General features: G+C 44.2%; 19 protein-coding genes. 5 read left to right on the forward strand and 14 right to left on the reverse strand.

Going from position 1 to position 22,572, the window contains the following annotated elements:
* Nucleotides 1-21: 21 nt before the first annotated feature.
* From ACX0G7_RS18735 to ACX0G7_RS18765, 7 genes are all read right to left on the reverse strand, one after another.
* The gene (locus ACX0G7_RS18735; protein WP_458925048.1) at nt 22-264 is read right to left on the reverse strand and encodes a hypothetical protein; all 243 of its coding nucleotides are present in this window, start codon (nt 262-264) and stop codon (nt 22-24) included.
* A gap of 26 nt (nt 265-290) precedes the next feature.
* On the reverse strand, nt 291-581 hold the full coding sequence (locus tag ACX0G7_RS18740) for a glycosyltransferase family 2 protein (protein ID WP_458925049.1): 291 nt from the start codon (nt 579-581) through the stop codon (nt 291-293).
* Nucleotides 582-709: 128 nt separating this feature from the next.
* Nucleotides 710-3,661 carry an alpha/beta hydrolase family protein gene (locus ACX0G7_RS18745; protein ID WP_458925050.1) on the reverse strand — a complete coding sequence of 984 codons (2,952 nt, stop codon included), beginning with the start codon at nt 3,659-3,661 and terminating at the stop codon, nt 710-712.
* Nucleotides 3,662-3,839: 178 nt separating this feature from the next.
* A complete protein-coding gene (locus tag ACX0G7_RS18750; protein ID WP_458925051.1) occupies nt 3,840-4,637 on the reverse strand; it encodes a polyprenol monophosphomannose synthase in 798 nt (265 codons plus the stop codon).
* Between the two features lie 75 nt (nt 4,638-4,712).
* Nucleotides 4,713-5,480 (reverse strand): exonuclease domain-containing protein, encoded by a 768-nt coding sequence (locus ACX0G7_RS18755; protein WP_458925052.1) that lies wholly within the window; start codon nt 5,478-5,480, stop codon nt 4,713-4,715.
* 15 nt (nt 5,481-5,495) lie between these two features.
* A complete protein-coding gene (locus tag ACX0G7_RS18760) occupies nt 5,496-6,866 on the reverse strand; it encodes a UDP-N-acetylmuramate--L-alanine ligase (RefSeq protein ID WP_458925053.1) in 1,371 nt (456 codons plus the stop codon).
* A gap of 550 nt (nt 6,867-7,416) precedes the next feature.
* Nucleotides 7,417-8,271 carry a hypothetical protein gene (locus ACX0G7_RS18765; RefSeq protein ID WP_458925054.1) on the reverse strand — a complete coding sequence of 285 codons (855 nt, stop codon included), beginning with the start codon at nt 8,269-8,271 and terminating at the stop codon, nt 7,417-7,419.
* A 228-nt stretch (nt 8,272-8,499) separates the two neighbouring features.
* On the opposite strand from ACX0G7_RS18765, the gene ACX0G7_RS18770 reads away from it, so the two are divergent.
* Nucleotides 8,500-8,868, forward strand: a complete 369-nt coding sequence (locus ACX0G7_RS18770; protein ID WP_458925055.1) for a hypothetical protein — start codon at nt 8,500-8,502, stop codon at nt 8,866-8,868.
* Between the two features lie 207 nt (nt 8,869-9,075).
* On the opposite strand, the gene ACX0G7_RS18775 is transcribed toward ACX0G7_RS18770, so the two are convergent.
* From ACX0G7_RS18775 to ACX0G7_RS18795, 5 genes are all read right to left on the reverse strand, one after another.
* Nucleotides 9,076-9,675, reverse strand: a complete 600-nt coding sequence (locus ACX0G7_RS18775; RefSeq protein WP_458925056.1) for a GNAT family N-acetyltransferase — start codon at nt 9,673-9,675, stop codon at nt 9,076-9,078.
* Nucleotides 9,676-9,946: 271 nt separating this feature from the next.
* Nucleotides 9,947-11,314 (reverse strand): alpha-L-fucosidase, encoded by a 1,368-nt coding sequence (locus tag ACX0G7_RS18780; RefSeq protein ID WP_458925057.1) that lies wholly within the window; start codon nt 11,312-11,314, stop codon nt 9,947-9,949.
* Nucleotides 11,315-11,407: 93 nt separating this feature from the next.
* Nucleotides 11,408-12,448, reverse strand: coding sequence for a glycosyltransferase family 9 protein (locus tag ACX0G7_RS18785; RefSeq protein ID WP_458925058.1), 1,041 nt, complete (start codon nt 12,446-12,448; stop codon nt 11,408-11,410).
* A gap of 54 nt (nt 12,449-12,502) precedes the next feature.
* The gene (locus ACX0G7_RS18790; RefSeq protein ID WP_458925059.1) at nt 12,503-12,664 is read right to left on the reverse strand and encodes a hypothetical protein; all 162 of its coding nucleotides are present in this window, start codon (nt 12,662-12,664) and stop codon (nt 12,503-12,505) included.
* Nucleotides 12,639-12,857 (reverse strand): hypothetical protein, encoded by a 219-nt coding sequence (locus ACX0G7_RS18795; protein ID WP_458925060.1) that lies wholly within the window; start codon nt 12,855-12,857, stop codon nt 12,639-12,641. Before ACX0G7_RS18795 ends, ACX0G7_RS18790 begins: the two co-directional genes overlap by 26 nt.
* Before the next feature lie 180 nt (nt 12,858-13,037).
* On the opposite strand from ACX0G7_RS18795, the gene ACX0G7_RS18800 reads away from it, so the two are divergent.
* The 4 genes from ACX0G7_RS18800 to ACX0G7_RS18815 all read left to right on the forward strand — a co-directional run bounded on the left by ACX0G7_RS18800 (nt 13,038) and on the right by ACX0G7_RS18815 (nt 17,986).
* The gene (locus tag ACX0G7_RS18800; protein WP_458925061.1) at nt 13,038-15,038 is read left to right on the forward strand and encodes a gamma-glutamyltransferase family protein; all 2,001 of its coding nucleotides are present in this window, start codon (nt 13,038-13,040) and stop codon (nt 15,036-15,038) included.
* 222 nt (nt 15,039-15,260) lie between these two features.
* The gene (locus ACX0G7_RS18805) at nt 15,261-16,544 is read left to right on the forward strand and encodes a hemolysin family protein (protein ID WP_458925062.1); all 1,284 of its coding nucleotides are present in this window, start codon (nt 15,261-15,263) and stop codon (nt 16,542-16,544) included.
* Nucleotides 16,545-16,720: 176 nt separating this feature from the next.
* Entirely contained in the window at nt 16,721-17,575 is an 855-nt protein-coding gene (locus ACX0G7_RS18810) for a hypothetical protein (RefSeq protein WP_458925063.1), read from the forward strand.
* A 21-nt stretch (nt 17,576-17,596) separates the two neighbouring features.
* Complete coding sequence (locus ACX0G7_RS18815) at nt 17,597-17,986, forward strand: hypothetical protein (RefSeq protein WP_458925064.1); 390 nt, start codon at nt 17,597-17,599, stop codon at nt 17,984-17,986.
* An 11-nt stretch (nt 17,987-17,997) separates the two neighbouring features.
* Here the strand turns inward: ACX0G7_RS18815 and ACX0G7_RS18820 are convergent, their stop codons facing one another.
* Complete coding sequence (locus ACX0G7_RS18820; protein WP_458925065.1) at nt 17,998-20,094, reverse strand: outer membrane protein assembly factor BamB family protein; 2,097 nt, start codon at nt 20,092-20,094, stop codon at nt 17,998-18,000.
* Between the two features lie 81 nt (nt 20,095-20,175).
* On the reverse strand, nt 20,176-22,554 hold the full coding sequence (locus ACX0G7_RS18825; protein WP_458925066.1) for a serine hydrolase: 2,379 nt from the start codon (nt 22,552-22,554) through the stop codon (nt 20,176-20,178).
* Nucleotides 22,555-22,572: the final 18 nt, after the last annotated feature.

Genomic DNA, 22,572 nt, shown 5'->3' on the forward strand with positions numbered 1-22,572 from the left:
GACGCAATATTTCCCAAACTTCTACCGGAAGTGATGGGGATCTTTAGGAACGCTTCTGACATGCCTTGGCTGCACCACGCTTTTGATGTGACGGTTCATTCCCCCTGTTAACAGCGATCTTTTTGTATAACTTTCTAACTGCGATTTTTCTGGCCTCTCCAGGTGCCCGTTGGATCCCAAAACCCGCCAGTGTATGCCGAGACCCACGAATTTTTTGTAGCTCTCCAGGAAATCACCCAGACTGCCGTTCCGAGTTTTTGGCACAATGAATTCATCGACATCGATAAAAGCTATCCATTGACATTCCTTCCATAGTTTGCCAGGCAGTGCTTACGCGCCTTTATTTGCATTTTAAAGCCAGGAAAAGGTTCGACCTTCACTATTCCCTTTTGTATGTACCCACTTAAAACAGTTGCAATACGAGTTGTTGATTCATTGTCATAAATATAGAAACGAGTTACCCCAATTTGCAAATGATGCTCCACCCATTCATCCAGGTACCGGTCTTCATTTTTTGCAATACAACAGATCCCTACCTTGTGTTTCGGCTTACGCAAAAATCCCCGAATAGACTTAGTCATTTTATGTCAATTAATAAGTAGCTTGAATCGGGGGAATCGATTTGCACTAATCAGAGGGGCCGGGCGCCCATGCGTTGCCGGGTTAAGCTATTGCCAGCTCATTAACAGGAATGCCTTCTGCCGGGGATCTAAAAAGCCTTTTTTTCCTGCGAGGGCAATTCCGTTCCCGGATCAATGCCCTTCAGCACTGCCGGTACGCCTTCGCTGATCCATTTTGCAGCCGGCGCTCCTTTCAGGTGATGATCAAAAAATTGTCCCAGCCGGATGCTGAGGTCTTTCCGGTTTCTTCTTTCTACCAGGTTATGATCTTCACCATTATACTGCAACATCCATACTTTTTTATTGAGTCTTCTCATCGCGGTGAACAGCTCAATCCCCTGGTACCATGGAACAGCCCCGTCAGCATCATTGTGCATGATCAGCAGTGGTGTTGAAATCTTATCTGCCTTAAACAACGGGGAGTTTTTTATATAAAGATCCGGCCTTTGCCATAAAGTTGCTCCGATTCTTGTTTGCGTGCGCTCATACTGAAACTGGCGGTTCATACCGGTTCCCCAACGGATACCACCATATGCACTTGTCATATTTGCGACGGGCGCACCTGCGCCTGCAGCGGCAAACATCTTTGTACGTGTGACGAGGTATGCTACCTGGTACCCTCCCCAGCTCTGACCCTGGATTGCCATTTTAGTGGAATCAACCCATGGGAACCTGGACATATGTTTCGCCGCAGAGACTACTGAATTGTATGCACTTTCTCCGGGCTCACCATCTTTGTAATGAATGTTTGGATCCATGACTATATATCCGTTACTAACAAAATATGGAATATTGATTGTCGATGCGCTAGGTGCAGGCGCCCGGTAGTTGTAAAGACCGTCTGCATCCTGTTCATAGAAATAAAAAATTACCGGGTATTTTTTCTTAGGATCAAAATTTTCAGGTTTGTAAACAAGACCTTCAGATTCCTTGCCATCAAACATTTTCCACCTGACGAGCTCCGCTGTGAGCCAGTTATAGTTTTTTTGCTGCGGATTGATATCACTCAGCTTAGTGAAAGATTTAAGATCGGTTGTCGTGTATACGTTGGGAGACTCCTGCGGAGTCATTCTTCCAACAAGGTAAACTTCGGCCTGTTTTGCTTTTAACGGCATCACATAGCCATGTGCACCCATCGTCATTAATGTGGGGTCGCCGTCAGTACCCAGCGTTTTGGTATAGAAACCACTGTGTTTGTTGTTTCGGTTGAATGCTTCCAAAGGCAAAGCAGTATTTGCTTTGATAAACCGCTGTTCCCTGTCGAACCTGATATATTTCAGAACGATCCTGTTCTTTTTACCATAGCCACCGGTCACATTAACAGGAGCTTTGGCATCATCGGGATCGAGTTGCCAGATATCATAGCGGTCATTGACAAGCAGCGCTACGTCATTTTCAATCCATCCGATGATACCAAAGGATGGCGGTTCATCAGGATGGTCATCTTCATCATCAAACAAGGGAGTCGTAACTTTTTTTGAGATGTTTTTGGTCACACCTGTTTTCACATTGTAAGCAAAATAATGTTTGGCCGCCCCATCATACCATGTTACATATCTCCCCTGGGGAGACACGGTAAACAAACCACGGTGTTTTTCTTTTATGATTTTACGGGTTCCGTCAGCTACAGAGATTACATATGCAGTTTGTTTGGCAAATCCCTGCCATTGTGATTCGATCCTGTTGCCTTTTGAAGAAGTTGCAATAACATAGTCTGCATTGCCTTCATCTACCAGGAAAACATTTTCTGCATCGGGTCCGCCAAGTTGAACCACTCTTTGCTGATCAGCGGTCAATACGGCCTGGTAAGATCTTCCCGTTTCTGTCCTCAACTGTTTCAGTTGCTGAGGCTGAAGATAGTCATCGTTATAGTGCCAGATGTCAAGGCGGGCAGTTTCAAAATCAGGCTGTGTCGTATCTTTGGGCTCCCTGATTTGTGACAGGCCAAAAAATAACTTTTTGCCATCTTTGCTGAACCTCGGCAATGAGCTATCGCTGAGGGTTAGCCCATTCTGAACTCCGGATGTATTTCTGTCAACGCGTTTAACAGCGCTGTCCATTCCCGGCTTATAATAATAAAGTTTATAAAATTTTCGCAGGGCTTTTGTTGAGCTGTCTCTTTCCGCTACAAACGCCAACTGTGTCCCATCTTCATCAAAAGAAAAATTCCGTGCATCATTAAATTTTCTCAGGATAGTGTCCGACTTTGCCAAAGCAAGATCGGTCCAGATCACAGAAGCATTTACCAGCGTATCCGTGTTTTTCCGCGAGGTTTCGAGCAAGAATATCTTTCCATTTTTGCTGAACAGGTAATCGTTCACCAATGAATATTTTCTTTCTTCACCGGTATGAAGGTTACGAAGTACAAGTTCCGCACCTTCTTCAACCCGCTCAGAGATCCTGTTCGTTGTGCGCGCGTTTTTTGGCGCCTGGAGCGTAGCTATCCCTTTGGTTTTTGCTTCATTTGCTTTGTTGCGTATGCTGTCAACAATCCTTGAAAGACTGTCCGCCATTCTCATCATATTGGAGATCTGGGTGAGCGAGTCAGGGCGTACAGCAGGTTTGTTTAATGGAGACGTATTTTTTTCGTAAAGCCAGGCAACCCACACGCCATTTCCTTCTTCGGGAAGTTTGTAGGATCTGACTGACGGAAACTTCAACACACTGTCTTTGCCCAGCTCAACAATAGCAAGACTGTCCTTTGGCATTTCAGGGGGCGTTTTTTTTCTAATTCTGGCTTCTCTTACGTCTTTGAAAAGCGGCTTGATTTTGAAGATTACAAATCGGTTGTCCCCGGTGAAGTTGGCATTGTATCCACGCGGAACCACCATTTTATAGCTATTGTCGGAAGCCTGAATCACCATGGTTCCATCGCCTTCCTGAGGATTAATGGCATAGACCACAAATCGGCCGTTATTGGAAATACTTCGCTCACCGATCGACTCCCAGGCATCATAAACGCTGTGATCTAAAACTTTTTTCTGTGCCTTAACGGATAATGAAAAAATAGATACACATAAAAGCAGGAGATGACCTCGCATCGGTTAAAGGTTTTGGATATGAAAGATAAGTTAGAGTTAGAATAATATGATCAGCTGCGCTAAACTTTTATTTACACTCAACTTATCCCGCAGGAGTAATGGGCGGAAATTTACGACACCTGGGACACGGAAGTATCCTGCTCCGGAACAAAATTCATCATGAAAAAAGCTAGAGAAATTACTTGGATTTCATCAGGACCTCATCATTGGTCCTTTCCGAATAAGCCGGGTTACCGGTGTTCTTGACCCGTCTGCGGTAATCTTTGAAAAGGCTGTGCCACCTGAGTTTGAGTACTCCGAGCACTCCTTCTTTTACGATGCCCTTATGCATTTTTGAAAGCCCGAATTTCCGGTCCTGGAAAATGATAGGAATTTCTTTTATTTTAAATCCGAGTTTCCACGTGGCAAACTTCATTTCTATCTGGAACGCATACCCGAGGAACCTGATCTCATCCAGGTTCAAGGTTTCAAGGACAATGCGACGATAACAAACAAAACCAGCCGTAGTGTCTTTCACCGGCATCCAGGTGATCATTCTTGTATACAGCGATCCTCCCTTTGAAAGCATGATCCTGTCCTTTGGCCAGTTCACAGTGCCGCCTCCACGGACATATCTTGAACCGATTGCCATGTCTGCACCACCTGTCTTGCAGGCGTCATATAAACGAATAAGATCATTGGGATTATGTGAGAAATCGGCATCCATTTCGAATATGAAAGAATATCCGCGGCTAAGGCTCCACTTAAAACCAAAGATGTAGGCTGTGCCCAGGCCGAGCTTACCGCTTCTTTCTTCAAGGAAAAGTTTTCCGGGGTAACTGAGTTGCAGCTCTTTGACGATCGCAGCGGTACCATCAGGTGAGCCATCATCAATAACGAGAACGTGAAAAGGTTGATTCAATGAAAAAATCGCGGATATGATCTTTCCTATATTCTCCTTTTCATTATAAGTCGGTATGATGACAATATTTTCCAATCGAAGACCCGCGTTATTTCTGTAAAATACAATTTTTCAGCCGGTAAGATGGTCCGAAATTAAAGGTTTGATTATTTATCCCTTTTTTAACAAGCTCCTGTTCAGAATTTCGGTAAGTTTTTGTTTCGTATGAAGTGGGAAATCGCCTTTCATCATCCAGTCATAATACTGTGGCTCTGTTCTTAACACCTCAGCGACCGACCTACCCTTGTGTTTGCCAAAGTTGAAGACCTCAACGCCATTTTCGATGACCATCCGGCGTGCCAGATCAACAACCAGGTCTTCACCAATACATTTAAGTACCGTATCGAGTGTGGTGCCTAACTGGGGATATCGGTCTATCTGTGACTCCAGGATGTCCCAGGTGGCCGAGGCGTCTGCCTCAGCACTATGAGCATCAGTCAGTACTTTGTTACAATAGAATTTATAAGCTGCACTTAATGTGCGTTGTTCCATCTGGTGAAAGATCTTTTGTACATCCAGGAATTTGCGTCCCCTTGTTTCGAAATCAAGGCCAGCCCTCAGGAATTCTTCTGCGAGCATAGGTATATCGAAACGGTTGGAGTTATAACCCGCAAGATCAGCGTTCTCCAGGAATTGTTTGACCTCGTTGGCTACCTGCTTAAATGTCGGCGCGTCTTTAACCATCTCATCGGTAATACCATGAAATTCAGTAGACGATGGCGGGATAGGCATTTCCGGGTTGAGAATTTTCCTTTTAACGATCTTTTTACCATCAGGCATAATCTTGATAATGGCGATTTCAACGATCCGGTCTGCAGATAAGTTTATCCCGGTAGTTTCAAGATCGATAACAGCCAGCGGCTTGGACAATTGTAGCATGAGCGTCTATGTAATTTAATTCAACTTGTTTTTACTGGCTTGTTCCGCAAAGGTAAGCATATCTAATCCATCATAATTACCTGAACTCATGAGCAACAAACTGGCATTTTCATAATCCTGTTTTTTTAACCACCGCTCCAGATCTTCGCGTTTATTTATTACTTCGAGCCCTGGTTTATTAAATCCTGCCGATACGGCCCCGACAGCGAGATCCGGCATTTTCTTAAGTTCGAGTGCATGTTTTGAGTAGAATACGGCCGCTTCATCGGCCATAGTCATCACTCCATTATATTCTTCCATGAATTTCTCGTTCAGACTGCTATAAGTGTGCAGTTCAAGCAGTGCTATCAGTTTCCTTCCCGGATACTGCGCTTTAACCGCCTCAATAGTAGCTTTAACTTTTGAGGGAGCATGGGCGAAATCGCGGTAAACGTTGGTGTTTTTTCCGGAAGCCAGCAATTCGAGTCTTTTTGAGGCCCCGGTAAAATCTGCCATAGCCTTCATAAAAGTTGAAGCATCCATTCCAAGCTCTTTGCAGGCATACCAGGCCGCATTCAGGTTAAGCAGGTTGTGGTTTCCGAATACCCTCAGCATTCCGCCTGCACCTTCAATGATTGCCTCGGTTTTGCCTTCACTGATGGTATGATCAGGAACATGGTAAGGCTGATACCGGATATCTGAACGAAAATGCTGATTAACAAGTTCTGTAAGAACCGGATCGGACTCATTATAGATGAGCAGGCCGCCCTCTTTGATCATGCTAATAAAAATCGAGAACTGTTCAAGATAAAACGGGAAGGTTGGAAATACATTGATATGATCCCAGGCTATCCCGGTCAGAATGGCCACATGCGGAAACAGGAAATGGAATTTGGGTCTTTTCTCTATGGCCGATGCCGGGTATTCGTCTGCTTCACAAACGATGATTGGCGCATCTGTAATATTTACGGACTGGGCAAATCCGTCCAGGCGCGCACCAACCAGGTAATCGAAATCATAACCGGCACCCTTTAACGCATGCATGATCATGGACGTCGTCGTGGTTTTTCCATGACTGCCGCCCACCGCTATGCGTTTTTTCTGGAGACTTTCCTGGTAAATGTATTCAGGGAAAGAATAGATCTTCAGGTCTAATTCGATGGCCCGCTGAAGTTCAGGATTTTCTTTTCTTGCATGCATGCCGAGAATAACGGCGTCCAGGTCAGCGGTGATCTTCGCGGGAAACCAACCGGTATCAGGAGGTAAAATTCCAGCCTGGTCCAGGTTCGAACGGGCGGGTTCAAAGATTTCGTCATCACTCCCGCTGACGGTATAACCCTTTAGCTTCAATGCTATGGCCAATTGATGCATAACACTTCCGCCTATGGCTATAAAATGTACTTTCATTTAGTATTGGATTTGTTATTAAAAGTATTTAAGATCAAATGATTAGCAAAAAAATTTTAAGTTTTCAGAAGGCAGGCTTGCAATTTCAATTTTTTCTGCGTTATTTTGAATCTCTGGTCATCCAATCCGACAGAAATCTCCCCTTAAGAACTACCCTTTTCAAAACTTTTTCGATTCGCGGAACTTACCCTCTGCTACCCGTCCGTTTTCCTTTGAATCACCCTGTGATCGTTAAGCCCTTGTTCCGCCAGGCTTAATTCAAACTCTAAATACCACAAAAATGAAAAGGACACTTTTAGTTATTCTGCTTGCTATTACTGCTACTGTTACTGTTAGCTCATGCGTATCATCCCGCGGGGGTTGCAAATCTACCCAGGGTATGTCTGGATACAGATAAATACTTCCTGTAAATTGTCAATTGCTGGTTGTAAACATGCACGACCATAGGAACTGTTGTTTCTGAAGACTCACTATTGTATTGGAGAGATCAACCTCAATTGCTGCAGGCACTTCTGCTGTAAGCAATCATCAATTGACAATTACATTTTGATCATTTTCTCTTGTAGTTATACAATTTCACGGTTGAAGCAAACGCTTTTTCGCTTAGTGTGAAGAAACCTGTGTTGTCATCCAGGAAACAGATGGCTTCACCCTGCGGTTCCACCTGGTAACTTACCGGAGCCGGGGTTGAATTAAAAACCTCAGCCAGGGGCTTCCCCGGTTTTATATCGTAGTAATAAATTGCAGAATAAGTTTTTACCAGCATGGATTTCCTGTCCGTTGCCAGGTCCGCGCTCACAACCCCGTTGAATCTCAGTGAGGTAACGTATTCAAGCGTGCTGACATCGTTTGGGCTGGAGGGATTCTTCATACGATACACGCGTGAAGCTGTATCCCGCTTGGTGATGATGTATATTTCCTTATTCAGGTCATCGACAATCAAGGCTTCGGCATCATGCGCACCATCCGGATATTTGAAAGCAATCCTTTCAATTTTCCGAACGGTATCGACCGTAAGCGATGGCTCAGGAAACCGGTAAATGCTATAATCGCTTTGCGTGGCACCGTTGTCACCTATATCAGCTACGTAAAGGTAATCCAATGAGGGATCCGGACCTTTAGCTATAGTCATGTCCTCCCAATCACGATTTGTTATTCCATCGAGATAAATTGTTTTTTTTACTTTGGCTTCATGACTGACCAGGAATAATTGCGGTGGATTTCCACTGTCTTCCTGCACCCAGATATGTCCCCTGTTGATCCTGCTATCGGCGATCCCGGAAGCCTCATCAATAGACTGGGGATCTAACACTTTCTGCGTAGGATCATTATCAAAAACACTCTGATTAACAGCAGGTGTCTTATGACATGACACCATGTAAAACAGGAAGATCAGAAACATCATTCCACTAATATAATTTAACTTCAGATTCGACAAGGGCATATGTTCAATCTAACGAAATTCTTTTTAAAATAATATGCGGACCCCGCGTTCGTAGAGATTTTTCCCCACCTTTTTCCAGACATTACAGATTATCCCTGATTTGCCTGTTAAATATAGCAATCGGCCGTGCCGGGCAAGTCTGCAAAAGAGGCTTGAGTTTTGTTTAGACTACGGGATAAACTATATGTTATGATTACACAAAATGCAGCACCTGAAGATAAAGTCCAAATGACAACCGTTACTTCGGTTCTTGAAAAACTAAGACTAAAAAAGATGGATAATGAATTCCGACTGGTTGATGGAAAGTTCCAGGCCGGTCGCGGAAAAAGTTATTCAGCAGATGAACTAACTATTATTAAAACGTTCCGGTTTGAGGGTGAATCAGACCCTTCCGACTCATCAATCATATACATCATTGAAGCCAACGACGGCCTGCGCGGCTACAGCATGGATGCGTACGGCGTTTACAGCAATCATGATGAAGAAGAAGGTTATGATAACTTCATTCGCAAGATCAAAGTTGAAAACAGGGACGAGCAGTTAATTTTTGAAATTTAAACAGACAGGTATCAAATTTCGGGTAATGAGTTGTCAGTTATGGGATATGTTCCCTATTGACGACTCATTACTTTTTACATGCTCTCCAACAATCCAATATGAAAGGCGGATCGTTTGCCTGAGCGGTTTACCGTAACAAAGGTTGAGACTGCCGTGTATGATAACTTTAATAAGTTCTCTTCTTCACGAGAACTTTGGTGCTTGTTCCTAAACTCCGGGTCTGTAATCTTTCTGATAAACTTTTTTGTAAATCGTTGAGATAAGTGATTGAATTACTTCTTCGCCTGGCATCTCCGCAGGTTGAGGCAAAATCATCAGCTGCATCTCCATCGGTTCAGCAGCTCCTCCCAATGGTGGCAGAAAGTATCGGACGTTGTTTATTGTAACTCCCCCATTGTTTACATAGAATCGCACTCTCTTTGCCCTTTCGTCTTTGTCTCCATAATGCGGATGTTCAACTTCGATGATAAGATGCCTTTCGTTTTGCAAAAAATTGCCAACGATATATTGTAAAAAACGGGTTCCAAGCTGGTAACCCCTGTTACTGTGTTTGACAGCGAAATAGTCAAGGAAAAAATACGGGGTCCCTTCAAAGTTCCATAATACGGACATAGATACTATCTCCCCCTCTCTTTTTCCAGCCAATAAGATGCAGCTATCATCGTCAATCCTCTGCCGGATCAACTCATCAGGCTGCCGTTCAAAAACAGGAAAGGCCTCATGATAAATTTCCAGGCACCCGGCAAACTCCGGCTCTGATGAACTCCTGACGCGGGAAAATGTAACCGGATAATCCATGTCCGTCATGATAAGCTAATTAACAAAAAATCCCCTGTAAGAATACAGGGGAATAACCAAAACTAACTGCTTATGAGAAAAAAATTATTGTTGTGTCACTCTGTTTTCTGAATCAAAATTAGTCAATTCATGTGCCGGCAACCAGAGAACCAGTACTGAATGTCTGACGTAAAACTACGCCACTTTACCGGACCGCGATATCACCACATCGTGGTATTCTTTATCCCCTATTCTGTGCGATTATCTCAGTGTTTGAACATCTTGTAACACTCCCCTGATTTTAATTCAAAATAAGTTCAATCACTGCAATTTCGGTATCCGGCTTTATTACCGGCAAGCTTAGACTAAGATCGCCGGTGGCTCCTGTTTGTTGTTTGTATCCATGACCATCACGATCGGTGGGCCTGATCTCGGAACCATCATGCAGAAACTGGGCATACTTTACCTTGCCCTTCAATCCTGGTAACACGATCTTTTGTAACGGATAGTCAAGCAGGTGCACATATAATCTTTTTGTTTGAGAATTATAGGTAAGCAGGCAGTTATCCGGTTTCTGAAAACCATCGGCCTGGGTACAACCGTAGATGGATCGGCTATTAACCTGCATCCATTCACCCATCTGCCCCAATGCTTTTTTTGCCCGCGAATCAAATGTACCCCGTGCTGTAGGACCAACGTTCAACAAAACGTTTCCACCTTTACTCACCGATTCAATTAAAAGTGTCAACAATTGTTTATTATCCTTCCAGGTGTTCTCATCACGGTAATACCCCCACGAACCAGAAAACGTCTGACATGTTTCCCAGGGTACCCGTTTTCCATTTTCCATTGGCCATTCTGCCACCTTATATTGTTCAGGGGTAACAAAGTCGCCGCCGTCTTCGTAATCCCGCAGATCAAGCCTGTCGTTTACTATGATGCCAGGCTGAAGTTTGCGTACCATTTTGATTAATTCAACTGAACCCCAGTCATCCCTTCCTTTACCATCCTGTCCAGGATAAGAAAAGTCCATCCACATCAGATCGATCTTGCCATAATTGGTGAGCAGCTCCGCTACCTGCTTATGGAGATAGTCGCGGTATTTAGCCATGTCTTTCCCCTGGTTCAGCGCTGCATAATTTTTGGGATCAGCTACGCGCTGGGGATGATTTTTATCTATGGTAAAATCAGGGTGATGCCAGTCTATCAGTGAATAATAAAATCCAACCTTCAATCCTTCAGCCCTGAATGCATCTACAAATTCCTTTACAAGATCTCTTTTTGCCTGTGTTTTTGTAGCCTTATAATCCGTATACCTGGAATCGAAAAGACAGAATCCCTCGTGGTGTTTCGAAGTAAGTACCGCATATTTCATTCCTGCCTCGCGGGCCATCCTCGCCCATTCTTTTGGTTGAAAAAGATCCGGGTTAAAATTGTCAAAGTATTTCTGATAGGCTGAATCTGTTATTCTTTCCTGGTTCTTTACCCATTCATGCCTTGCCGGTAAAGCATAAAGACCCCAGTGAATGAACATACCGAAACGATCATGCTGCCACCAGGCGAGTCTTTTGGATTTTTCAGCTTCCGATTCGTTGAAGATTTTTTTTGACTGGGCATAGCCCGGAGCCAGAATACACAGTAGAATACATGCAAAGAGAAAACTTTTCATAAGCAAAAAATGTTTGAGTGTTCTTAATGGGATATATACTTTGCCAGCCAGGACCGTGATAAGGCAACTTGCCGGGATGGTGAAATTAATGATCTAATAAACACGAATAAGTTTTTCTCCTCCCCTGCCGTGGTCCAAACGTTTTTCAACGGAGGGCCATAACTCCTCCATTTTCAAATGCCGCAACTTGCCCTGGTGATAATAGAGCGTGACATCTTTTCCTTCAGCAAAACGGCCCGAGTACACCTGGTAGTTTTTGTATTGCTGATAATAGCCAAAAAGGATAACGCTGTTGGTGCCAAGTGCATTGGCAAAATGTCCAAAGCCACTTTCAACACCAATAAAGAGCCTCGCTCTTTTTATAATACAGGCAACCTGTTGAAGATTAAACCTGGAAGTAAGATTGTGGAATCTCGGGGAGCAATTTGATAGAACAGTTTGTAATCCTATCTCAACAACGTGAACAGTGGGATATAGATCAAGGATCCGTTGCAGCAGTGCATTCCATTGTTCACTTGACCAATTCCTTTCCTGATCATTTGCAAGAGGATGAAATACAACATAATCGAATGGAAAGACAACTTCATTGGATTTATCCGGAGAGAAATGAAAAGTTGGTGCACGGTTTTTAATATTTTGGATACCTGCAGTTTTTGAGAAAACGTCCAGGAGATTACCAAAGCCGAGATAATTAAAGACAGTTATCCCAATAGTGTTTGGATTTTTGTTTGTCAGTTTATAAGTGCCACAAGAACGACCGTTCAGGTGAAGGTCAAAGACTGTGATCATTTTGCCGATCATCTTTTTAAGAATGATCCATTCAGCAATGCAGGTGACCGTTATGATAGCATCCAGGGCAGGATTGTATTTAACCAGTTCATCAAACTTCTTATTTACACACCAGATAATATACGCATCCGGATTTTCATTGCGAAGATGTGCCGCTACGGGTTCGGCGGCAACTATATCACCCATATGTTCGGTGAGATTGATCAGAATAATATCTTTCCTGTTCCTATTGACACGAAGTGAGATTATTTTTCGAAACAGGAAAAACAGGTTACTAAGGAAAGACTTTCTGAAGTACGGATCTTTCAGAATTATCTTTAGATATGTATACAGGTATTTAACCATTCAAGTGTGATTGCTACTAACATGCGGGATCTATCCTGCGGCTATCGCATGACACTAAAGATAGATAAACGAATCGTGAAAATAAAAGTCCTTTATACTACCTGCGGGAAGCCTGATTTGTGTATTTCCGGCTGTACTGACCTGCTTTTTCCGGCCGCGTTGGCTTGCCTTTTTGCCGGCGATGTCTGCATCACCAGACAATTTCCCATTTGCCATCTTTATCAATGGCATAATCTAATCCATTGCTCATGCAATGCACCTCCCGGCCATTGCTATCTGTCTTAAGATCTTTTTGATATACGGGTATACCATTGTTTTCCCTGGTGAGATACACGAGCAACGAATTAATTGATGGTGGAAGATCGTGTAACCACTGATCGTCACTTTCCCTTACAAAAGCCTGGCTCATAGTGTATTTTATAGGTATGCCATATACAATCAATTTTCGTTCCCGGTGTTGAGAATCTTATGTCCACCAGCTTAAGCCTACTTCATATTTTATTAATCCTGATTCAAAGGATGTATCTCAACGTAGTGATAATTAGTAACTCACTTTTCCCTAACTTGTATGATAACCTATTTTATATACATGAACCGGAACATTCTAACTGCCGTCACCATCCTGATTTCAATATCGCTTAATGCTCAACAAACCCAGAAACCGCCATTGCATGGCAAGAACTGGATGGCGATCACCGGCAAACCTTTGGCTGCCACTGCCGGGGCGATGATTTTTCAAAAAGGAGGAAATGCTGTTGACGCTGCATGCGCAATGCTCGCGGCCACCTGTACTATGTGGGATGTGCTCAGCTGGGGAGGCGAAACGCAGGCACTCATCTACAATCCTAAGACAAAAAAAGTAATCGCAATCAATGCGTTGGGTATTGCACCGACCGGTGCCACGGTAAAGTTTTTTAAAGATAAAGGATACAATTTTCCGCCGGAGTACGGACCGCTTGCGGCAGTGACACCCGGTACCGTTGGAGGTATCTGTCATATGTTATCGGAATATGGTACGATGAGTCTGAAAGACGTGTTAGGACCGGCAATGGAAATGGCTGCAGGTTATCCTATTGAAGCTTCTACAGCACGTAGCATTGAATCCAATAAAGCAATGATCAAGCAATGGCCATACAGCAAGGCTGTATTTCTTACTCATCCCGGCGAAAAAAGAGAAGCTCCGGAAGCCGGCGAAATTTTTGTACAAAAAGATCTGCTCGAAACGCTGACAAAACTGGTAGAAGCTGAACAACAGGCGATCAGGAACAAGAAGTCGCGCAAGGAAGCAATTATGGCTGCTTATGACAGATTCTATAAAGGTGATATTGCAAAGGAATTTGTAAGAGGTTGCCAGGAACAGGGTGGCCTTATAACGATGGAGGATCTTGCAAAATGGAAACCCATAGAGGAAGAACCACTGCATGTGAATTACAAGGGGATCGAAGTATACAAACTCCAGGAATGGACCCAGGGACCTGCGCTGCTCCAAAGCCTGAACCTGTTGGAAAACTTCGATCTGAAACAAATGGGATATAATTCGAGTAAGTATATACATACAGTTTACCAGGCTATGAATCTCGCATTTGCCGACCGTGATTTTTACTATGGGGATCCGCGCTTTACCCCAAAAACACCAATCAGGGGGCTGCTGAGCAAGGAATACGCTAAAGAAAGAGTTAAGTTGATCAATGAAGCTAAAAATGATGCGTTTGCTGCGCCGGGAGATCCTTATCCTTTTGAAGGAAAAACAAATCCCTATACGGCTCTGCTCAAAAAGCGTTTAACCCTCACTGATACCACAGCTGAGAAAACCCCGGGTGGTGCCACTCCTAAACATGATTCGATCAGTTTCAATTTGCCTGCGGACAAGCCTGGAAGCGAAAGCGCAGAAATACTTGCGTCCAACAGTCTTTCCAACAGTTCCGACGCGATAGGTTTCAATGACATTGAAGCCTCTTATGTCAATGATAGTTTGTACCAGGACAGGCTTTGGCGGGGTACTACCTCTGTTGAAGCGGCAGACAAAGAGGGATGGGTTGTTTCCATTACCCCAAGTGGTGGTTGGATACCTGCTTGCATAGCAGGCAAAACAGGCGTGGGCATGAGCCAGCGCCTGCAGAGTTTTGTGCTCGATTCGGTCGTCAGCCCTTTTAATGTGATCACACCTGGAAAAAGACCAAGAGTAACACTCACACCGTCTATGGCCCTCAAGGATGGGAAACCATTTGTATCCTTTGCAGTACAGGGAGGCGACACACAGGACCAGAATCTCCTGCAGTTTTTCCTGAATATGGTCGAGTTCGGCATGACTGTTCAGCAGGCAACTGAAGCTGCAAACATCAATTCTGACCAGCTTTGGCTATCACTTGGAGGAACTACCATGAAGGAGAGGCAACCCAGGGCAGGTAATATTGTTTTACAATCGGCAACACCTCCCAAGGTAAGGGAAGAACTGAAAGCTATGGGATATACAATGCGCTTTACCAACAGGTCGAGCGGTCCGATCAATGCGATCTACTTCGATTGGGAACATGGTTCCTTGTGGGGAGGAAGCAGTAATCACGGCGAGGATTACGGGATAGGCTGGTAATCTCCCTTCAATTCTTATGCATAAGGGTAAATTCAGGCTAAACCCTTAATTTCGTGCTGTTTCAGCATGAAGAAATTATCAGATTCCCGTAAATGTTGTTGCAGTCTTTTGGGATTGGGATCATTTTTCCAGATCCGGTACCCAACGGCCATTTTTAACCCCCAAACGCAATAGTTCCCTTAAAGGGTAGGCCTGGTTTATCCTGCTCTTTCATTAAATATCATGGAGATCTTAATTATTATTTTTCTAATACTCCTCAATGGCGTTTTTTCCATGAGTGAGATTGCACTTGTGTCCGCGAGGAAGTTCAAACTCGAGAGCGCCGCTAAAAAAGGAAATTCAAATGCGAAGCGGGCGCTGGATCTTGCAAACAATCCAAATACTTTTCTGTCGACCGTTCAGATTGGCATAACGCTGATCGGAATCCTGACCGGTATCTTTAGCGGGGATACATTGACCCTGAATGTGCAACGTGCGGTGGAAAAGGTCAGTTTCCTGGCACCATATGCAGAAATGGTTTCCGTGATCCTGATTGTCATCATCATCACTTTTTTTTCTATCGTATTTGGTGAACTGATACCGAAAAGAATAGGTCTTATGTTTCCCGAAGCAATCGCATCGTTCGTTGCAGGACCAATGAAATTCATTTCTGTGATCACGAAGCCGTTCATCTGGTTACTGGTCAGAACGAATGATCTTGTGCTTGGACTGTTTGGACTCAGACATCAGAAAGAAGGAATCGTAAGTGAAGAGGAAATCAAAGCCATGGTCCAGGAGAGCGCTGAAGGCGGTGAAATTCAACAGATCGAACAGAGTATAGTTCATAGGGTATTCGCACTTGGTGATCGGAAAGTGACACAATTAATGACCCATCGCAATGACCTTGTTTATTTTGACCTGGATGAGTCAATTGAAAGCATTAAATCAAAAGCTGGTGAAGAAGCTCATTCGGTTTACCCGGTTGTGCAAAAAAATCTCGACAAGTTATTGGGCATTGTGTCTGTCAAAGATATTTTCCCAAAGGACTTCAGCACCACACCGTTCAGGCTGTCTGACTTTATAAGGCAACCGTTAATGGTGCATGAAAACACCTCAGCGTATAAGGTGCTTGACAAGTTTAAAGAAAACCGGATTCATTACGCGTTTGTCGTGGATGAATATGGGCGCGTACAGGGGATGGTAAGCATGGATGATATTGTTGATGCCCTGGTAGGTGATACATCGGAATATAATCAGAACGAATACCAGATCAATAAACGGGATGATAATACCTGGCTGGCTGATGGACAGTTCCCTTTCTTCGAGTTCCTGCATTTTTTTGATATCTCACAGGAAGAAAACAGCGGAGACTTCAATACCCTGGGGGGACTGATCTTGTCGCAGCTTAATCACATGCCGGTCACCGGTGAGAAAGTAAAATGGAAACAGTTTGTTTTCGAGGTAATCGATATGGATGAAAACAAAATCGACAAAATCCTTATCACTGTCACGGATCCCTTTAAATAGATGAGGCTGATCTTTGAATCATTCGCATACAGGCAAACCTGGCCATAAACACTGCACATTGCCCTGATATTAAATTTATCAAAAGCCGGGATTTGTTTAAATTAGGATTTCAGCACGCTTTGAGAAGCAAACCCGTATCCCATCCGGCAGCATTGGGATCAAACAAAACCGTCGCTATGCACAGACCAGATATACTTTCACGAGGACTACTCATCATTGCCTTGTTGTTTTCTCTTTCCGGATGTATCTCCTTGAAGCCGGTATCAGAGCTATCAGACAAGTCGTTAAAAAGCCTGGCGATCTATGAGGAGATGCCTGTAACATACAGCAGCTTTTGTGAACGGCGTTGTCAGTTTGATCTTATCCGGCGAAATGTTATTCTTCGCGATACTGCCGTTAAGTGTGATTGCAGTTTATTTTCTGATGCAGATAAAGCCACAACCAAAGTATACAAAACATTGGCTGCTTATTTTAAGAGCCTCGGAGCGATTTCAGAAGGAAATCTTACTGCCATCGAGACAAAATCTTTGAACGAAGCTTTAACCGAAGGGAAATTCGGGCCATTGACGATTGACAAAAATACCGTGACTGCGTACAGCGGTCTTGGTCGCCTGTTAACGCAGGCCTTTACCGAAGGATACCGTACACAAAAGATCAGGCAGGTGATCGAGACAGGCAATCCGCATATACAGGTCCTGGTCGGGCTTTTCAAGACTTCTATAGGCAACCTCGTAATGGAACTTAATTTTCAAAAAGAAAGAAACTTTGCACTCCACTCTGAATTATTGATGGAGAAACTTACGGGTTATGACAGGGTGAAACTTGCATCAGACTATTACCGGGAAATTGATTCCATTTCTTTGAGACAAGAACAGTTGAATACATTCTCAAAGAGTCTTACTGTTATAGCTAACGGACATCAAAAACTTTTTGAGAACAGGAATAAACTTTCGGTAAAGGAGATACAGTCAATACTTGGCGGATATTCTGCCGACTTACAGGATCTCATAGTTGATTTCAAAAAATTGTAAACACAACAAATACATTCAGCCATGGAGAACCTGACCGCGGACCAGGCAGCAGAGCTGGCAAAAAATTTTCTGGGACTAGCCCAGTCAATAGGCAATTACCGTTTTTCAAACTGGAAGAAGCTTAGCCGTGATGAGAACCAGGCCCTGGCCGATAAGCAATGGTCCATATTAAATGCGGGCGAAGATATGCTTGCCCTGTCAACCACACTGGAAATACAGGAGGCAGATGACACCCTGAAATCCATTAAATCCCTTACCGGGGAGCTTGACAAAACCATATTACAGATAAAAAAAGTTCAGAAGGTCATCAATATAGGCACCGCTGTCATTCAGCTTGCGGCTGTGATCATTGGTAAGCAACCCCTGGCGATACCCGCTGCCATTGGTAACCTGGCAAAGGCGATCAAATGAGATTATGCCCATTATTTTTTGACGGCAAATGCAACGTAACTATCCCCGGACTTTCCCTTTAATTTGCCTCCTCCGCAAGCGATAACTATGTATTGTTTTCCATTGGCCATATAGGTTGAAGGCGAAGCGAAACCTGCGGCAGGAAGGTCGTGTGCCCAGAGCGTTCTTCCATCTTTTTTATCTATAGCGCGGAACTTTTTATCTGGTGTGGCAGCGATAAAAATTAACCCACTGGCTGTGACCAGCGGCCCGCCATAATTATCGGTACCTGTTGCCGGAACTCCTTTGGCCTTCAGGCTCGCATATTCACCCAGCGGCACCTGCCACAGTCGCTTTCCGGTTGAAAGATTAATTGCAGTCAGCGTTCCCCATGGTGGGGTATTCACCGGGTAACCTGCGCTATCATACCAACGGTTGTAACCAGTAATAACGTAAGGATTTGTGGAGAGCCGCTCTCCCGTTATGGAGTCTCCGGATTTGCTTCCCAGCAGGTATGCAATGACAGCTTCCTTTTCATTTTTACTGATATGGGCAAGGGATGGCATCATGCCCCTTCCTTTATTAATGATCTCCAACAATTGTGTGCCGGAATATCGGCTACCTATATCCGTTAGAGACGGATATGTACCACCGTGGTCGCCTCGTTTTTCAGCACCATGGCAGGAACCGCAGTGCACCTGGTATAAAGCTTCTTTAGGATTTTTGCCAGACGCCTTAGGTGTTGGAACCAGGGATGAAAAGACCGGGACCTCTTTTGCCGGGATATAGATAATATTCTCCGGATCTACCGCTGCACCTCCCCACTGTGCTCCCCCATCGGTTCCGGGAAAAAACAGGGTGCGCTTCGAACTCAACGGTATAAATGGCCGGCCGGTATTGCTTCGCCGCAATTGTGCTAATACGGAATCGCGGTTAGAGACATCCGGCCGTAAATCGTCTTCTGTAAATTTTTGCCGGGTGAAAGGCTCCGGCAATACGGGAAAGGGCTGGGTTGCAGCTGCATATTCACCTGGCACTTCAGATGGTGGTACATTCCTTTCTTCAACCGGGAACACTGGTTCTCCCGTTTTACGGTCAAAGACAAACATAAACCCCTGCTTGCTTAGTTGAACCACTGACTCAATATCTGCGTTATTTTTTCGGATAGTTACAAGATTTGGCGGAGCAGGCGGATCCCGATCCCAGATATCGTGGTGTACAAGTTGAAAATGCCAGATACGTTTACCCGTATTCGCATCAAGTGCCAGTAAAGAATTGGCATAGAGATTATCGCCTTTCCGGTCACCGCCATAGAAATCAAAAGACGCTGACCCGGTTGGTGCATAAACAATTTCGTTTTCCCGGTCTATGGCCATTCCCATCCATGAGTTGGCACCACCATTGTTGTTTCTTGCATCTTTCGGCCAGGTCTCCGAACCTGGCTCGTTGTTTTCAGGAATGGTTTTGAATGTCCAGACAACTTTGCCTGTATGAACATCGAAGGCACGTATGTCACCCGGCAATGCCGTTGGACCTTCAGCAACGCGCGCACCAGCAATCAACAGATTTTTGTGGATGATTCCGGGTGTATTATAAACTACGTATTTATCGGCGCCGGGTCTTAACAGTCCATCCCGGAGATTGATCTTTCCACCGGAACCGAATGTAGATACCGGCTTACCCGAAGCTGCATCCAAAGCATACAGCCACTCGCCAAAACCGAAAAATATGATTGGTTTTCCTTCATTGGCGAAGAAGGTTACACCCCGGCTGGTCATGGAAAAAGTTTCATCCCTGAAGGTTGTTTTCCAAAGTTCCTTTCCGTTATCTGCCTGTACTGCAAATGCCTGCGAATCGGCGGAGACTCCGTACATGATTCCGTCAATGATAACAGGGTTGCATTGCATCTGCGTCCTGTTGTTTACAGTGTCTGCACCACCACTGTGATAAACCCAGGCGACTTCGAGGTTAGAAAGATTTTCTTTGTTGATTTCCGCTAATGCGGAATAATGATTTTTATCAGGACCGCCATTGTATTCGGGCCAATCTGCGTTTTTGTTTTTTGTAGATGGAAAATTACACGCGCCTAAAAAGCAACAAAAAATGATGTACTTAAAACGGGGAATCATTTTTAAATCTAAGGGAAATTGATAAATTATAAACGCCGCAGCCCTGTTTATTTGGCCGGGATCCGGGCATCGGATATGTTATCATTGTACCATGTAATCATAAATGAGTCTTGAGATATTTGCCAGGGTATTGTTGACATCATCCAGGTCTTTTACTCCCTTTGATAACAGCACCAAAACATATTTGCGGCCATCGGGAAGATAAACAATACCTGAGTCATGAGACACCGCCGTTATAGAGCCTGTTTTGCAGGCAACTTTTACTTCGGGGGGCAATTTTCGCGGGATCTTATCACGCAGTTTCTGATCCATAAGAATACCAATCATTTCCTCCGATGATTTTGCATCTACCGCCTTGCTCATTGCAAGTGCTTCCATGATAATCATCAGATCGTAGGCGGTAGTCGTGTTGTTGAGCCCTTTCTGAAATGCCTTGTTGTCTTCTACACCACGAACCACCTGTATGTCCGCGGCACCCATTCCCCGCATGGTAGCATTGGCATTCTGCGCACCGACAAGGTCAATCATCAGATTTGTTGCAAGGTTACTGCTACGCGTGATCATCCGGTGTAACACATCGTAAACCGGTAGCCTGGTATTCAGCTTTTCATAAAGATCATATTCGCTGTCATCATTCGGACTCAGCGAATACAGGCTCCCATCAACGATGCTTTTAAATTGATTCTTCACCAGTATAGAATCAGTTATTTTGAACTTCCCGGCTGCAGCCTGTTTGTATGCCTCAATCATTACCGGCGTTTTCATGGTGCTGGCTGCGTGAAACACAGCCCGCTCATTCATAAAAAGCGTTTGACCGTTACTGAGATCTTTAAAAGCCAAAGCAAATGTGCCTTCAGGATGCTGAATTAGTTGGCCGGTAATATTATTTTTCAGATCAGTTGTGTCCATTTTTTTTCTTTGAATCGGTTTAAGTTCCATATCATCAAAGTCGATCTGCGAAGCAGGATCAAGCACTTGTAATCTCGCCGATTCAATCGCTCCTTTCGCATTGATGTTGAAATTCAGGTAAGCATCAGCTGAAAATTCCCGATCCCTGAATTTCGCTAAAAATGTATTGTATTGAAAATGCTCCAGGTCAGCCACAAACTGGAACGAATGGGAAAACCGCATAACCATGCCGGGACCTTCTTTTGCAATTACTATCTCTCCTAATAATTTATCCTCGTAAACTCCGGCATATTGCTCAACCGGTAGTGACGGCTTTGATAACGAATCGCGTTTCAACACAAATTTCCGTCTCGCTTCGCGCGTCGAGACAAGTGCACTATCCTGTTGTCTTTTGTGAGCTCCGATCCAGTCATACGGTTTGAACTGCATGTAATAATCAAGGATCTGGTAGATGATGGACCAATATGCGGCTGTATTAGATTGGTTGGTAAGCACTGTGATCCCGAGATTAAGATCCGGCACCATCGCAATCTGGGAGACAAATCCTTTTAATGCCCCACCGTGCCCCACAACCTTATATTGTTTATAGTTATAGGTACGAAAACCAAGTGCATAACCAAAATAATCGGACTGCAGTGGCTTGAGATAATCGGGAACCTTTGTCACGGGAATGGGCCTTACTACTTTCCATAGCTCCACAGTGGTGGTCGGTTTAAACAGTGGTGCTTTGCCGGCGATACGGCCCGAATCAAGTTGGGCGATTATCCATTTGGCCATATCTGCAGCTGTCGAAACTATCCCCCCGGCCGGGTTACCGGCGTCACCGATGTTCTGATCCATAAATTTGTCAGCCACCTTAACACGGTCCGCGGATCTTGCATGTGAAGCTGATACATTAGACTGTTCTTTGATCTCCGAGAACCTTGAAATGGTTCGACTCATACCCAGTTTATTCAAAATCCGGACGCGTACAAAATCTTCCCATGACATTCCCGATGCTGCACCGATCACCTCTCCTGCGGCCAGGTAAAGGATATTATCATATGCATAGGTAGTACGGAAGTCATGAACTATCGGAAGTACAGGTAGCTTTTGAAGTATTTCTTTTCTTGAGTAGGTAGATGGAGGAAATAATAGGGCATCACCAGCATAGGCCGGCAGGCCGCTATGATGCACCAGTAAATCACGAACAGTCAGATGTGTTGTAATATAATCATCACTCATCCGGAACCAGGGCAGATGATCGATGACCTTATCGTTCCATTTTAATTTACCTTCTTCTACAAGTATGGCCAGTGCCGTTGCAGTAAATGCTTTGGTATTTGAGGCAATCAGGAAAAGGGTATTTTCATCAACCTTTTCATTGGTGCCCATTTTTTTTACACCATAACCTTTTGACAGCATTACCTGTCCATCTTTTACGATAGAAACGGATACACCCGGAACGTTGAATGTTTTAAGTACTTTCTCAATATACTGATCGAGTCCGGGAGGAACAGCAGCTGTTTTTTGCTGGGCGCTTAATAAGCCGCAGCTTAAAACCAGGAACAACAGGTAGTTTACTACCTT

It is taken from the genome of Flavitalea antarctica, assembly GCF_054461535.1.

What these genes read in the sequence shown, in the direction of transcription:
- ACX0G7_RS18740 (WP_458925049.1), bottom strand. Translation starts at nt 581, where the DNA reads ATGACTAAGTCTATTCGGGGATTTTTGCGTAAGCCGAAACACAAGGTA.
- ACX0G7_RS18745 (WP_458925050.1), bottom strand. Translation starts at nt 3,661, where the DNA reads ATGCGAGGTCATCTCCTGCTTTTATGTGTATCTATTTTTTCATTATCC.
- ACX0G7_RS18755 (WP_458925052.1), bottom strand. Translation starts at nt 5,480, where the DNA reads ATGCTACAATTGTCCAAGCCGCTGGCTGTTATCGATCTTGAAACTACC.
- ACX0G7_RS18760 (WP_458925053.1), bottom strand. Translation starts at nt 6,866, where the DNA reads ATGAAAGTACATTTTATAGCCATAGGCGGAAGTGTTATGCATCAATTG.
- ACX0G7_RS18765 (WP_458925054.1), bottom strand. Translation starts at nt 8,271, where the DNA reads ATGATGTTTCTGATCTTCCTGTTTTACATGGTGTCATGTCATAAGACA.
- ACX0G7_RS18770 (WP_458925055.1), top strand. Translation starts at nt 8,500, where the DNA reads ATGATTACACAAAATGCAGCACCTGAAGATAAAGTCCAAATGACAACC.
- ACX0G7_RS18775 (WP_458925056.1), bottom strand. Translation starts at nt 9,675, where the DNA reads ATGACGGACATGGATTATCCGGTTACATTTTCCCGCGTCAGGAGTTCA.
- ACX0G7_RS18780 (WP_458925057.1), bottom strand. Translation starts at nt 11,314, where the DNA reads ATGAAAAGTTTTCTCTTTGCATGTATTCTACTGTGTATTCTGGCTCCG.
- ACX0G7_RS18785 (WP_458925058.1), bottom strand. Translation starts at nt 12,448, where the DNA reads ATGGTTAAATACCTGTATACATATCTAAAGATAATTCTGAAAGATCCG.
- ACX0G7_RS18790 (WP_458925059.1), bottom strand. Translation starts at nt 12,664, where the DNA reads ATGGCAAATGGGAAATTGTCTGGTGATGCAGACATCGCCGGCAAAAAG.
- ACX0G7_RS18795 (WP_458925060.1), bottom strand. Translation starts at nt 12,857, where the DNA reads ATGAGCCAGGCTTTTGTAAGGGAAAGTGACGATCAGTGGTTACACGAT.
- ACX0G7_RS18800 (WP_458925061.1), top strand. Translation starts at nt 13,038, where the DNA reads ATGAACCGGAACATTCTAACTGCCGTCACCATCCTGATTTCAATATCG.
- ACX0G7_RS18805 (WP_458925062.1), top strand. Translation starts at nt 15,261, where the DNA reads ATGGAGATCTTAATTATTATTTTTCTAATACTCCTCAATGGCGTTTTT.
- ACX0G7_RS18810 (WP_458925063.1), top strand. Translation starts at nt 16,721, where the DNA reads ATGCACAGACCAGATATACTTTCACGAGGACTACTCATCATTGCCTTG.
- ACX0G7_RS18815 (WP_458925064.1), top strand. Translation starts at nt 17,597, where the DNA reads ATGGAGAACCTGACCGCGGACCAGGCAGCAGAGCTGGCAAAAAATTTT.
- ACX0G7_RS18820 (WP_458925065.1), bottom strand. Translation starts at nt 20,094, where the DNA reads ATGATTCCCCGTTTTAAGTACATCATTTTTTGTTGCTTTTTAGGCGCG.